Below are 13,126 nucleotides of genomic sequence, written 5' to 3' on the forward strand. Positions count from 1 at the left end.
GCTGACCTAGACTGGCCTGATGCTCGACTTTGTCGTCGCGGGGCTAAGCGCCAACTCCGTGCCGTATGTTGAGGGCCTTGAGCTCCAACGCGCAGTCCACCGTTCCGTCGTTTCCGGTGAGAAACCCGACACCCTCATCTTCCTCGAACACCCCGCCGTGTATACGGCCGGGAAACGCACGGAGCCGGAGGAGCGTCCCACGGACGGCACCCCCGTCATCGACGTCGACCGGGGTGGGAAGATCACCTGGCACGGACCGGGCCAGCTGGTCGGCTACCCGATCCTGCGCCTGGCCGAGCCCATCGACGTCGTCGGTTACGTGCGGATGCTGGAGGGGATCCTGATCGAGGTCCTCGCCGAGTTCGGCATCGAGGGCCGCCAGGTTCAGGGCCGTTCCGGCGTCTGGGTCGGTCCGGACGGTTTCGAAGAGAAGATCGCGGCCATCGGCATCCGCGTCGCCGAAGGAGTCACCATGCACGGATTCGCCCTCAATTGCAGCAACTCCCTGGACGCGTACAGCCGCATCATCGCCTGCGGCATCCGGGACGCCGGCGTGACGACCATGTCGCGCGTGCTCGGCCGTGACGTCGCCACCTCCGAACTGATCGAACCGATCAGGGCCGGTTTCCTGCGCGCGATGGCGGTGGCGGCATGAGCGCCGTGCCCGAGGGCCGCAAGATGCTCCGGCTCGAGATCAGGAACGCGGAGACGCCCATCGAGCGCAAGCCCGAGTGGATCAAGATCAAGGCCAAGATGGGGCCCGAGTACCAGAAGATGCAGAACCTCGTCAAGAGCGAGGACCTGCACACGGTCTGCCAGGAGGCCGGCTGCCCCAACATCTATGAGTGCTGGGAGGACCGGGAAGCAACATTCCTGATCGGCGGCTCGCAGTGCACCAGGCGCTGCGACTTCTGCATGATCGACACCGGCAAACCAGCCGAGTACGACCGGGACGAACCACGCCGGGTTGCCGAGTCCGTCGTCAAGATGCAGCTGCGCTACGCCACCGTGACCGGCGTCGCCCGCGATGATCAGCCCGACGAGGGCTCCTGGATCTACGCCGAGACCATCCGGCAGATCCACCAGCAGAGCCCGGGCACCGGTGTGGAGATCCTCGTGCCGGACTTCTCAGGCAATCCCGACCACCTGGGCGAGGTCTTCTCGGCGAAACCGGAGGTGTTCGCTCACAACGTGGAGACGGTGCCGCGCATCTTCAAGCGGGTGCGCCCGGCGTTCCGCTACGACCGCTCCCTCGACGTGCTCAGCCAGGGCCGCAACGCGGGCCTGATCACCAAGTCCAATCTCATCCTGGGCATGGGCGAGGAACGGGCGGAGGTCAGCCAGGCCCTGCAGGACCTGCACGACGCCGGAACCGACATCATCACCATCACCCAGTACCTGCGTCCCAGCGCGCGCCACCTGCCTGTCGCCCGCTGGGTGAAGCCGGAGGAGTTCGTCGAGCTCAAGCAGGAGGCCGAGGCGATCGGCTTCATCGGGGTGCTCTCCGGTCCGCTCGTGCGATCCTCCTACCGTGCCGGGCGTCTCTGGGCCCAGTCCATGCTGGCAACCGGTCGTGAGGTGCCCGCGGAACTGCGCCACCTGGCGGATGCGACGCTCGGGTTCGCTCAGGCCGTGAGCTGACCCGAAAAACGGTCACCCTCCACGCGGGCGACTCGGTAGTCTTGGAACCATGGCACGCAGCAAGGACAAGACTCCCCGCACCCCCAAAGAACCCGGCCGTTTGAAGCAAATGTGGCAGGTGTTCCAGATGACGAGGCGTTACGACTCGAACATCGTCCTGTTCATGATCCTGGCCTTCCTGATCCCGGTCGCGATCAGCCTCGTGCTCGCGTTCGTGTTATCCCCCGGCAACGTGGTCACCATCGTGCTCTGGGTCATCGCGGGAGCTCTCGGCGGGCTGCTCGCCATGCTCATCATCCTGGGCCGCCGCGCCGAGAAGGCCGCCTACTCGCAGATCGAGGGCCAGCCCGGCGCGGTCGGCGCGGTTCTCCGCAGCTCGCTCAAGCGCGGCTGGGTCGGAAGCGAGATGCCCGTCGCCGTCAACGGCAAGACCCAGGATGCGGTCTACCGTGCGGTCGGTCGCGGCGGCGTGGTGCTGATAAGCGAGGGCCCTCGCACCCGGACCGCACGCATGCTCGACGAGGAACGGCGCATGGTCACCCGGCTGGGCGGCAGCATCGCCGTCACCGTCATCTCGGTCGGGCCGGACCCCGACGCCGTCCCGCTGCACAAGCTCGCCCGGCGCCTCACCCGGATCAAGCCGACCCTCACCAAGGCCGAAGTCCTCGCCGTGAACAACCGTCTCTCGTCCATGACGAAGAAGCTCCCGATCCCCAAGGGCGTCGACCCGATGAAGGCCCGGCCGCAGCGCGGCAACTAGCCGAGCCCGGCATCCGTCAACTGCGGATGAGGACGGTTCCGGCGATCTTGTCGTGGAATCCGCGCTGGTCCGAGTCCCAGACCAGCGCGGGGATCGCGAAGCCCAGCAGCACCGAGCGCAGCGCGGGACGCCAGATGCCCGCCCAACCGCCGGTCAGCGAGATCACCCGGAGCCCGACCAGCCGGTGGCCGATGCTGCCGCCGATGGTCGGAATGAACACGATCTGCAACAACACGAACATGCCGCTCACCGCGAACCCGTTGTAGTCCAGGAACGTGTAGTCGAAGGCCCAGAACGCGGCCCCCGTGGCCAGGACCTGGTCGATCGCCAGCGCCGAGATGCGGCGTCCCACCCGGCCGACCGAGCCGGCGCCCTTATCCGGCAGGCCCAGGCGCTCCCCCGGCCACCGGCTGGGCGGAAGCTGTCCGAAGGTGGTCGGTTTCGAGGATGCGGCAGACACGCGATGAGTCTAGCGAGCCGGCCCCGCTGTAACATGTGTGAAACATAAGCGTCACTGTCGGGTAATGCCGCCCCACTAACCTCAATGGAGCCGCAGTGCGCGACTTTTCGAGATTAACGCCCACGTCGTTTGGAGTAAAACCGCATGTTCCGCGATTCGTCAGAAGTGCTCAAATTCATCAAGGATACCGACGTCAAGTTCCTTGACATCCGTTTCACCGACCTGCCGGGTGTGCAGCAGCACTTCAACATCCCCGCGTCGACCGTCGACGAAGAGTTCTTCACGGTCGGCCAGATGTTCGACGGTTCCTCGATCCGCGGCTTCGCGTCGATCCACGAATCCGACATGCAGCTCATCCCTGACGTCACCACGGCGTACATCGACGCCTTCCGCACCGAGCGCACGCTGATCATGCTCTTCGACATCTACAACCCCCGCAACGGGGAGATCTACTCGAAGGACCCGCGACAGGTTGCCAAGAAAGCCGAGAAGTACCTCGCGTCGACCGGCATCGCCGACACCGCCTTCTTCGCTCCGGAAGCGGAGTTCTACATCTTCGACGACGTGCGCTATGAGGTCAACCAGTACTCGAGCTTCTACTCCGTCGACTCCAGCGAGGGTGCCTGGAACTCGGGCCGCAAGGAAGAGGGCGGAAACCTCGCCAACAAGACGCCGTTCAAGGGCGGCTACTTCCCGGTCAGCCCGGTCGACCAGCACGCCGACATGCGCGACGACATCTGCCTCAAGCTCATCGCGGCCGGCCTCATCCTCGAACGCAGCCACCACGAGGTCGGCACCGGCGGCCAGGGCGAGATCAACTACCGCTTCGACACCATGGTGCACGCGGCCGACGACCTGCTCAAGTTCAAGTACATCGTGAAGAACACCGCCAGCGAGTGGGGCAAGACGGCGACATTCATGCCGAAGCCGCTCTTCGGCGACAACGGCTCCGGCATGCACACCCACCAGTCCCTCTGGTCCGGCGGCAAGCCGTTGTTCTACGACGAGGCCGGCTACGGCGGACTCTCCGACGTCGCGCGCTGGTACATCGGCGGACTGCTCAAGCACGCCCCGGCCGTGCTCGCGTTCACCAACCCGAGCGTGAACTCCTACCATCGCCTCGTCCCCGGCTTCGAAGCCCCGGTCAACCTGGTCTACTCGGCCGGCAACCGCTCGGCCTCCATCCGGATCCCGATCACCGGCACGAACCCCAAGGCCAAGCGGATCGAATTCCGCGCGCCCGACGCCTCCGGCAACCCGTACCTCGCCTTCGCCGCCCAGCTGATGGCCGGCCTTGACGGGATCAAGAACCGGATCGAGCCGCACGAGCCGGTCGACAAGGACCTCTACGAACTGCCGCCCGAAGAGGCCAAGAACATCCCCCAGGTTCCGGCGTCCCTCGAGGCCGCACTGCTGGCCCTCGAAGAGGACCACGACTTCCTGCTGGCCGGGAACGTCTTCACGCCCGAACTGATCGAGACCTGGATCGACTTCAAGCGCGAGAAGGAAATCAAGCCGCTGGCCCAGCGCCCGCACCCGTTCGAGTATGAACTGTACTACGGCGTCTAAACCGCACCGGCGGCTGCACCAGTCGCCGCGATGACACTGAGAAGGGCCGCACTCCCCCGGGAGTGCGGCCCTTCTCAGTGTCATCCGGTCTCAGCCGAACACGGGCACCGGATGCCGCAACTCGAATCGTTCAGGCGCCGACGCGCCGTGACCGGCTCACAACAAAGGCGAATCGGAGGCCGCTGTCAGCCTGCGAAGGGCCCGGCGCGTTCGACGGGGCCGTAGAAGCGACGTTCGAAGACTGCCCGTGCGCGACGGGTAACGGCCAGGTAGTCCTCCTCGAGCCGGTTCGCCGAGCCGGGCGGGTATTCGAGCACCCGCGCGACGCCCTCCAGCTGGATCCGGTCGGCGGGGAGCACGTCAGCGGTCCGGTTCGTCCAGAGGGTGATCGCGGAGCGGCAGCGGGAGGCGAACAGCCAGGCCGCCCGGAGCGTCTCGGCATCCGCTTCACTGACCAGGTCGGCCTCCACGGCGGCCCGGAGCGCCCCGAGGGTGGACGATGTGCGCAGCGCCGGAATACGGGCCGCATGCTGAAGCTGGAGCAACTGCACAAACCACTCGACGTCGCTGAGGGAGCCGCGCCCCAGCTTGAGGTGACGGTTCGGGTCGGCGCCTTGAGGGAGCCGTTCGCTCTCGACCCTGGCCTTGATGCGCTTGACCTCTCGTACCTCCTGCTCGCCGATACTCTCCGGGTAGCGGACCGCGTCGGCGACACGGTCGAAGTCGCGGAGGAGCGCGGTGTCGCCGGCGACACCGCGGCCACGCAGCAGGGCCTGGGCCTCCCAGGTCAGCGACCATCGCCGGTAATAGGCCTCGTACGATTCGAGGGAACGGACCACCGGCCCGTTCTTGCCCTCGGGGCGCAGGCCCATGTCCAGGTCCAGCGGAAGGCGGTTGTCGTCTGTGAGCCTGTTCAGTTCCCGCACGATGAACTTCGCCCGGTCGTGCGCGGCGGTCCCCTCCAACGTGCCGGCTCGGAAGACGTACATGACGTCGGCGTCGGACCCGAACCCGAGTTCGGCGCCACCGAACCGTCCCATCCCGATCACGGCGAATTCGATTCCGTCGGTGGGGCCGTCCGGCTCCCCCAGCAGGTTCGTCCCGCGGATGGCTGCCGTCACCCCCTGGATGACGGTGGCCGTCACATCGGTGAGCCCGGCCGCAAGCTCATCGATGCTCAGCCGCCCGAGAATGGCGGAGAAGGCGAGCCGCAGCACCTCCCGGCGCCTGGCTGTGCGCATGATCGATGCCGCCGCGTCGGGACTCTCGTGCCGGGCCAGCACCGCCCGGGTCTCCTCCTGGAGAACGGCAACCGACCGGGGGCGCAGGTCGTCCTCGTTCTCCAGCCAGGCCACGGATTCGGGGATCGTCTCGAGCAGTTCTCCGATGAAGCGAGACGAGGACAGAACCCGGGTGAGTCGTTCGGCCGCGCCGGAGGAGTCGCGGAGCATCCGCAGGAACCAGTAGGTCGACCCAAGGCTGTCGCTGAGCCGCCGAAAGGAAAGCAGGCCGTAGTCGGGATCCGCGCCCTCGGAGAACCACTGCAGGAGCACCGGGAGCAGGTGACGCTGGATCGTCGCCCGGCGGGACACCCCGCCGGTGAGGGCCGCGATGTGGCCGAGGGCGCCCTTGGTGTTCCGGAAGCCGATGGCGGCAAGCCTGGCCTCGGCCTGGGCGCTCGTGAGGTTGAGCCCCTCGGCCGGAAGCGCGGCCACGGCCGAGAGCAGCGGACGGTAGAACAGGCGTTCGTGCAGGCCGCGAACGCGGCGCTTGACCTCGGCCCAGCGCACGGTCAGTTGCGGGGCGCTCGTGGCCAGCCCGGTTGACCGGGCGAGAATGCGCAAGCTCGCCTCGTCCCGGGGCATCAGGTGGGTGCGTCGTAGCCGCTCCAGTTGCAGCCGATGCTCCATCAGCCGGAGGATGCGGTAATCCTGGGCGAATTCGGCTGCTTCCGCCCGGCCGACGTATCCGCTGTCCGCCAGCGCTGACAGCGCCGGAAGGGTGCCGGCCTGGCGCACGGCGGGGTCCGACTGGCCGTGCACGAGTTGCAGCAGTTGCACGGTGAATTCGATGTCGCGCAGCCCCCCGGGGCCCAGTTTCAACTGCACCGCGACCTCGTCGTCCGGGATGTTCTCGGTGACCCGCTCGCGCATCCGTTGCACCGATTCCACGAAGTTCTCGCGGCTTGCGCTGGTCCACACCTTGGGGGCCACCGCCTGGATGTACCGCTGGCCGAGGTCCAGGTGGCCGGCGAGAGGCCTGGCCTTGAGCAGCGCCTGGAATTCCCAGCTCTTGGCCCAGCGCTCGTAGTAGGCAAGATGGGATTCGAGGGACCGCACGAGCGCCCCGGACTTGCCTTCGGGACGGAGATTCGGGTCTACCTCCCACAGCTCGGCTTCGATGGTCGGCTGGTTGAGTCCGCGCATCATCAGGATGGCCAGCCGGGTGGCAATGTCGACCGCGCGCGATGCGTCCAGTTCCGTGGCAGGGTCGGCCTCGGCGACGAAGATGACGTCGACGTCGCTCACGTAATTGAGTTCGGCCGCGCCGGCCTTGCCCATTCCGATCACGGCCAGCCTGGTGGCCCGGACTTCGGCTTCGGGGAAGACCCCGGGCGCGGCCACCGGACCGCTCGTCATGCTGCGGGCCACGGCCAGTGACGCCTCGAGCGCAGCGGCCGCGAGGTCGGCGAGTGCCCGGGCGATGCCGTCAAGGCCGGCCACCGGGTCGGCCTGTTCCAGGTCGAACGCCGCCAGCTCGGCCAGGCGCCTGCGGTACCGCACCCGCAGGGCCACCCAGCCGGCGTCGTCGACCAGAGTCGCGAACCCGTCGACGGCGCCCACCGAATCGAGGAGGTCGCCTGTCAACGCCGCGGCGTCGGGAAGGCCGGCGCGGGACTCCGCAAGCACTCCCAATTCCTCGGGATGCTGGAGGAAGAACTCGGCCAGGCCGGTCGAGGCACCAAGGACCCTGAGCAGGCGCAAGGGGGCACCCGGGCGGCCAAGCAGCGCCGTCAACTCGGCAGGTGCCTGCCGAAGCAGCGCCAGCAGCCCCGTGAGGGCTCCGTCGGGGCTCGCCGCCTGCGCGAGCAGAGGCAGCAGAACCGACGGCTCAGGTCCGCCCAGGTCGGTGACCTCCGCGAGCCGGCCCCTGACCTCGCCGAGTTCGACGAAACCGACCCGGGCCAGGTCGGTCAGGGTCAGCGGTTCCCGCTTCATCGCGTCCCGTTCCTCGGCGTGGGTCAGAGCATCTCCAGGTTCTTGTCGAGCTCGAACGGAGTCACCTGGGAGCGGTATTCCTTCCACTCCTGGCGTTTGTTGAGCAGCACGTAGTTGAAGACGTGCTCGCCGAGGGTTTCCGCGACCAGCTCGGATTCCTCCATGAACTGGATCGCGTGGTCGAGGCTCGCGGGAAGCTGGCGGTAACCGAGCGCCCGGCGCTCGGTGTCGCTGAGCCCCCACACGTTGTCCTCTGCCTCCGGCGGCAACTCGTAGCCTTCCTCGATCCCCTTGAGCCCTGCGGCCAGCATGAGCGAGTAGGCAAGGTACGGATTGGCGGCGGAGTCGATCGCACGGTACTCGATCCGGGAACTCTGGCCCTTGTTCGGCTTGTAGAGCGGCACCCGGATCAGGGCGGAGCGGTTGTTGTGTCCCCAGCAGACGAAGCTGGGCGCTTCGTCACCGCCCCAGAGCCGTTTGTAGGAGTTGACGAACTGGTTCGTCACGGCCGTGATCTCCGGCGCGTGCTTGAGCAGGCCGGCGATGAACTGGCGGCCGGTCTTCGACAGCTGGTACTGGGCACCCGCCTCGTAGAACGCGTTGGTATCGCCCTCGAAGAGGGAAAGATGGGTGTGCATGCCGGAGCCGGGCTGGTCGGACATCGGTTTGGGCATGAAGGTCGCATACACGCCCTGCTCGATCGCCACCTCTTTGATCACGGTGCGGAAGGTCATGATGTTGTCCGCGGTGGTCAGGGCGTCCGCGTAGCGCAGGTCGATCTCGTTCTGGCCCGGGCCGGCCTCGTGGTGGCTGAATTCCACCGAGATGCCGAGGTCCTCGAGCATCCGCACCGATCGGCGCCGGAAGTCGTGCGCCGTGCCGCCGGGCACGTTGTCGAAGTAGCCGGCGGAGTCGACCGGGGTGGGTCCGTTCTTGCCGTACTTGGACGACTTGAGCAGGTAGAACTCGATTTCAGGATGCGTGTAGAACGTGAATCCGCGTTCGGCGGCCTTCGCCAGGGTGCGCTTGAGCACGTTGCGCGGGTCGGCGACGGCGGGCTGGCCGTCCGGGGTGGTGATGTCGCAGAACATCCGGGCCGTCGGGTCGACCTCCCCGCGCCAGGGCAGGATCTGGAAGGTGGTCGGGTCGGGGTGGGCCAGCACGTCGGCCTCGAAGGAGCGGGTGAGTCCTTCGATCGCGGACCCGTCGAATCCGAGCCCCTCCGCGAACGCTCCCTCGACCTCCGCCGGGGCGATGGCGACAGATTTCAGCGTGCCGACGACGTCGGTGAACCACAGCCGAATGAACTTGATGCCCCGTTCCTCGATGGTCCGAAGAACGAAATCGCGCTGCTTGTCCATTCACGCCCCTTCTTGTTGCTCCCTAGGTTACTGGCTGGCGTCGCATCCGGGGTGAAACGGGCCGCCGACCGCGTGAATGCCGCTCTGACTACACTTGAGGCATGCCAGAGCCGACCTCGTCCGACGTGCCAGCAGCCGTCACCACGCAGAACCCGTTTGTCCCGGCGCCCGCCGGACCCAAACGGGTGCGAACCAGGCACTTCCACAACGCCAAGCAGCAGGGCATCCCGATTACGGGCCTGACCAGCTACGACATGCTGACGGCGCAGATCTTCGACGCGGCAGGGATCGACTTCCTCCTGGTCGGCGACTCCGCAGGCAACAACGTGTTCGGCTACGAGACGACCCTCCCGGTCACGGTCGATGAACTCATCCCGCTCACCCGCGCCGTGGCCCGTGCCGTCACCCGTGCGCTCGTCGTCGCGGACATGCCGTTCGGCTCATACGAGACCGGTCAGACCGAGGCGCTGCACACGGCCGTCCGGTTCATGAAAGAGGCCCAGGCGCACGCCGTGAAGCTGGAAGGCGGCGTTCGCAGCTACAAGCAGATCAAACGCATCGTGTCCAGCGGCATCCCGGTGATGGGGCACGTCGGTTTCACCCCGCAGAGCGAGCACGGCCTGGGCGGACACATCATCCAGGGCCGTGGGGACGACGCCGAGCGCCTGATCGAGGACGCCCTGGCCGTGCAGGAGGCCGGAGCCTTCGCCGTGGTCCTCGAGATGGTCCCTGCGACGGTTGCCGCTCAGGTCACCGCGCGGCTCGAGATCCCGACCATCGGTGTCGGGGCCGGCCCCGACGTGGACGGCCAGCTGCTGGTCTGGACCGACTTCGCAGGGATGACCGACGGCCGGGTGCCGAGGTTCGTGCGCCAGTACGCGAACGTGCGCAGCGTGCTGACGGATGCGGTGCACCGGTTCAAGGACGACGTCCAGACCGGCGCATACCCGGGCCCTGAGCACAGCTACGAATAGGCGTCAGCGCCCTTCAGCCGCATCGTCGGCGGCCCACTTGGCGCTGTTCGCGCGGAGCTTCTCCAGCGCGTGCGACGCCTCCTCCCGGGTCGCGAACGGGCCGACCCGGTCGACGGACGGGGACTCGAAACCCTGTTCGACCGCGCCGGTGCGCATGTTGTACCAGAACTGTTCTCGCTCATCTTCGGACATAAGCTTGATCCTATGCCTAAGGATTCCATCGGTCACCTGCTCCCCGGAACGGTGTCCCCGACCCGTCCCGTTCCCCGCCACATCACCCGCCCGGAATACGTCGGAAAGGAGTCACCGGCCCGGTTCACCGGGTCGGACGTCTACTCCGCGGAGAAGATCGAACTGATCCGCGAGTCCGGCCGGATCGCGGCCCGCGCGATTGAAGCGGTCGGCCAGGCGATCCGCCCCGGCGTCACGACCGAACAGCTCGACGCGGTCGGCCACGACTTCCTGGTCGCCAACGACGCCTACCCGTCGACGCTCGGCTACCGCGGGTACCCGAAGTCGTTGTGCAGCTCGGTGAACGAGGTGATCTGCCATGGCATCCCCGACACGACCGTGCTGGAGGAGGGCGACCTCGTCAACATCGACATCACCGCCTTCAAGAACGGCGTGCACGGGGACACGAACGTCACGTTCCTCGTCGGCCAGGCCAGCGAAGAGGTCACTCTGCTCGTCGAACGCACACGCGAGGCCCTCGCGCGCGGCATCAAAGCCGTCGCCCCCGGCCGGCAGGTCAATGTGATCGGCCGCACCATCGAGTCCTATGCCAGGCGCTTCAATTACGGCGTCGTCCGCGATTTCACGGGACACGGCGTCGGCGAGGCCTTCCACTCCGGGTTGATCATCCCGCACTACGACTCCGCGCCCGTCTATGACACCGTGATGGAGGTCGGCATGATCTTCACGATCGAGCCGATGCTCACCCTGGGTTCGCCCGACTGGGACATGTGGGCCGACGACTGGACCGTCACCACCAAGGACAAGAGCATCACCGCCCAATTCGAGCACACCCTCGTCGTCACCGAGACCGGTGCCGAGATCCTGACGCTTCCCTAACCGGTAGGTTCTAACCATGAGTTCAACCACGGCAATCGGCATCGACATCGGCGGCACCGGAATCAAGGGCGCGGTGGTCGACCTGTCGACCGGCACGCTCCTCTCCGAGCGGGTGAAGCTGCCCACGCCGAAGGGCGGTCGTCCGGCCGACATCGTCGACACGGTGAAGGACCTTCTGAAGACCGTGTCCGACAAGGCGGCGGCCCCCGACCTCCCCGTCGGGATCTGCTTCCCGGCGATCGTCAAGAACGGCCACACCATGTCGGCGGCGAACGTCTCCGACAAATGGATCGGCCTTGCCGCGGAGAAGCTGTTCGAGAAGGGGCTCGGCCACCCCATCCACTTCGTCAACGACGCGGATGCCGCCGGTTACGCCGAGTCGCAATTCGGCGCCGCCAAGGGTGTCCCCGGGGTCGTCATCCTGACCACGCTCGGGACGGGCATCGGAACAGCCCTGCTCAACGACGGCATCCTGGTACCGAACACGGAGCTCGGCCACCTCCAGATCGACGGCGTCGACTACGAGACCAGGGCGGCGTACTCCGCGAAGGAACGGGAAGACCTGAGTTGGGAGAAGTGGGCCGGTCGCCTGCAGAAGTACTATTCGACCCTCGAGGCTCTCTTCTCCCCCGACCTCTTCATCGTCGGCGGCGGCGTGTCCAAGCACCACCACCAGTTCCTGCCGCTGTTGAACCTGAAGACACCGATCATCCCCGCGGTCCACCGGAACAATGCCGGCATCCTCGGCGCCGCCGCGCTCGCCGTCAAGAACCGCGCCTGACCGCCCGCGAGCCATCTGCCGGGCGCGCTCAGATCGCCGGTGAGGCCACCGGCGGGAACGGGGGCGGTCCGAGAATCTCGATCGCCCCGGTGGCACTGGCGGCCGCGCGCACCCGTTCGAAGTCGAGCGGAGGTTCGGCGTCTTCGCCTCCGTCGGGCTCGCTGGCCATCCGGTAGAAGGCCTCCCCCGTCGCAGGATTCTGCAGACACAGCATCCGTGCCCGGGGCGAGGTCACCATGAACGCGTGCGGGATACCGCGGGGAATGATCGCGATGCCCCCGGCGTGCAGGCTCTGTTGTTCGCCGTCGAGGTCGAGCAGGATCTCACCTTCGAGCATATAGAACGTCTCGTCCGCATCCGGATGCCGATGCAGCGGCGTGACCTTGCCTGCATCGAGAGCGTCCTCAAAAATCAGGAAGGCGCCTCCGGTCTCGGCGCCGGTGGCCACCCAGGTGTGCAGGCCACCGCCGCAGAACCAGCGCCGTTCGCCTGCGTCGGTGTCACGAACTGTGGCCGTGAGTGTCGTCATGGTCGCCCTCATTCCCTCGTTCATGGTACTTGAGTCCCACGACGAGACTAGGGTACCGTATTGTTCATGTCAATGCCTTACGAGCGGACGGGACGCACCCGGCAAAAGGTCCGCACCCGGGACGAACTTGTCTCGGCCGCGCGCGGGCTCATCGGGCGGGGCAATTCCGCTCCCACCGTCGAAGACGCCGCCGCCGCCGCCTCCGTGTCGCGAACGACCGCCTACCGGTACTTCCCCAACCAGACGGCGCTCCTCGTCGCCGCGCATCCCGAAACCGAGCTGTCGTCCCTGCTGCCGCCAGGCATCGGCGATGATCCGGAGGCGAGACTCCTGGCTGCCGTCGATGCATTCACCCGCCTGATCCTGGAAACGGAACAGCAACAGCGCACCATGTTGAGGCTCTCCCTCGAGCCGGACGCCGGCTCACGCGAGCTGCCCCTCCGGAAGGGGCGCGCGATCGCCTGGTTCGAGGACGCCCTGTCCCCCCTCGTTCCTCGTCTGTCTGAGACCGTGGTGCACCGCCTCGCCGTCGCCGTGCGCAGCACAGTGGGCATCGAGTCGCTGGTCTGGCTGACCGACGTCGCCTGCCTCAGCCGCGAGGAGGCGGCGGTCCTCATGCGAGGTTCGGCGCGGGCACTGCTGGCCCAGGCGATGGCGGGATGAGCCGCCTCGACGATTCGGGGTTCCCGTCACCCGTCAAACGCCCGGAGACTCGAAACAAAAGCATTGCTGCGGCGGTGATGCGGCGCTCGGGAACTCCCG

The 13,126-nt window shown here is 67.1% G+C and carries 13 protein-coding genes; 8 read left to right on the top strand and 5 right to left on the bottom strand.

What is annotated here, in order from left to right; translation table 11 throughout:
- Positions 1-19: 19 nt before the first annotated feature.
- Genes lipB through IWX89_RS13720 form a run of 3 tightly spaced genes read left to right on the top strand, consistent with a single transcriptional unit; the run spans position 20 to position 2,401 of the window.
- Positions 20-655, top strand: a complete 636-nt coding sequence (gene lipB, locus IWX89_RS13710) for a lipoyl(octanoyl) transferase LipB (protein ID WP_196904114.1) — start codon at positions 20-22, stop codon at positions 653-655.
- Positions 652-1,641, top strand: coding sequence for a lipoyl synthase (gene lipA, locus IWX89_RS13715; RefSeq protein WP_196904115.1), 990 nt, complete (start codon positions 652-654; stop codon positions 1,639-1,641). Before lipB ends, lipA begins: the two co-directional genes overlap by 4 nt.
- Positions 1,642-1,690: 49 nt before the next feature.
- Positions 1,691-2,401, top strand: coding sequence for a DUF4191 domain-containing protein (locus IWX89_RS13720; protein ID WP_196904116.1), 711 nt, complete (start codon positions 1,691-1,693; stop codon positions 2,399-2,401).
- 16 nt (positions 2,402-2,417) lie between these two features.
- Here the strand turns inward: IWX89_RS13720 and IWX89_RS13725 are convergent, their stop codons facing one another.
- The gene (locus tag IWX89_RS13725; protein ID WP_196904117.1) at positions 2,418-2,861 is read right to left on the bottom strand and encodes an RDD family protein; all 444 of its coding nucleotides are present in this window, start codon (positions 2,859-2,861) and stop codon (positions 2,418-2,420) included.
- A 144-nt stretch (positions 2,862-3,005) separates the two neighbouring features.
- Between IWX89_RS13725 and glnA the strand changes: the two genes are divergently transcribed.
- Positions 3,006-4,430: a type I glutamate--ammonia ligase gene (gene glnA, locus IWX89_RS13730; RefSeq protein ID WP_196904118.1), complete on the top strand. Its 1,425-nt coding sequence runs from the start codon at positions 3,006-3,008 to the stop codon at positions 4,428-4,430.
- A 185-nt stretch (positions 4,431-4,615) separates the two neighbouring features.
- Here the strand turns inward: glnA and IWX89_RS13735 are convergent, their stop codons facing one another.
- Together IWX89_RS13735 and IWX89_RS13740 are read right to left on the bottom strand one after the other, a co-directional pair.
- Entirely contained in the window at positions 4,616-7,648 is a 3,033-nt protein-coding gene (locus IWX89_RS13735; RefSeq protein WP_196904119.1) for a bifunctional [glutamine synthetase] adenylyltransferase/[glutamine synthetase]-adenylyl-L-tyrosine phosphorylase, read from the bottom strand.
- Between the two features lie 23 nt (positions 7,649-7,671).
- A complete protein-coding gene (locus tag IWX89_RS13740) occupies positions 7,672-9,009 on the bottom strand; it encodes a glutamine synthetase family protein (protein WP_134506403.1) in 1,338 nt (445 codons plus the stop codon).
- Between the two features lie 101 nt (positions 9,010-9,110).
- Between IWX89_RS13740 and panB the strand changes: the two genes are divergently transcribed.
- Positions 9,111-9,983, top strand: coding sequence for a 3-methyl-2-oxobutanoate hydroxymethyltransferase (gene panB, locus IWX89_RS13745; protein ID WP_134537316.1), 873 nt, complete (start codon positions 9,111-9,113; stop codon positions 9,981-9,983).
- Between the two features lie 3 nt (positions 9,984-9,986).
- Here panB and IWX89_RS13750 read toward each other — a convergent pair whose 3' ends face one another.
- Complete coding sequence (locus IWX89_RS13750) at positions 9,987-10,175, bottom strand: SPOR domain-containing protein (RefSeq protein ID WP_134506399.1); 189 nt, start codon at positions 10,173-10,175, stop codon at positions 9,987-9,989.
- Positions 10,176-10,187: 12 nt separating this feature from the next.
- Here IWX89_RS13750 and map point away from each other — a divergent pair, with 12 nt between their 5' ends.
- Both map and ppgK read left to right on the top strand, forming a co-directional pair.
- Complete coding sequence (map, locus tag IWX89_RS13755) at positions 10,188-11,054, top strand: type I methionyl aminopeptidase (protein ID WP_196904120.1); 867 nt, start codon at positions 10,188-10,190, stop codon at positions 11,052-11,054.
- Positions 11,055-11,070: 16 nt separating this feature from the next.
- Positions 11,071-11,835: a polyphosphate--glucose phosphotransferase gene (ppgK, locus tag IWX89_RS13760; RefSeq protein ID WP_196904121.1), complete on the top strand. Its 765-nt coding sequence runs from the start codon at positions 11,071-11,073 to the stop codon at positions 11,833-11,835.
- Between the two features lie 28 nt (positions 11,836-11,863).
- On the opposite strand, the gene IWX89_RS13765 is transcribed toward ppgK, so the two are convergent.
- Positions 11,864-12,364, bottom strand: a complete 501-nt coding sequence (locus tag IWX89_RS13765; protein ID WP_196904122.1) for a cupin domain-containing protein — start codon at positions 12,362-12,364, stop codon at positions 11,864-11,866.
- Positions 12,365-12,430: 66 nt separating this feature from the next.
- Between IWX89_RS13765 and IWX89_RS13770 the strand changes: the two genes are divergently transcribed.
- Positions 12,431-13,027, top strand: a complete 597-nt coding sequence (locus IWX89_RS13770) for a TetR/AcrR family transcriptional regulator (protein WP_196904123.1) — start codon at positions 12,431-12,433, stop codon at positions 13,025-13,027.
- The last annotated feature ends 99 nt before the right edge of the window (positions 13,028-13,126 follow it).

Source organism: Cryobacterium sp. MP_M3, assembly GCF_015752155.1.
Taxonomy (GTDB): domain Bacteria; phylum Actinomycetota; class Actinomycetes; order Actinomycetales; family Microbacteriaceae; genus Cryobacterium.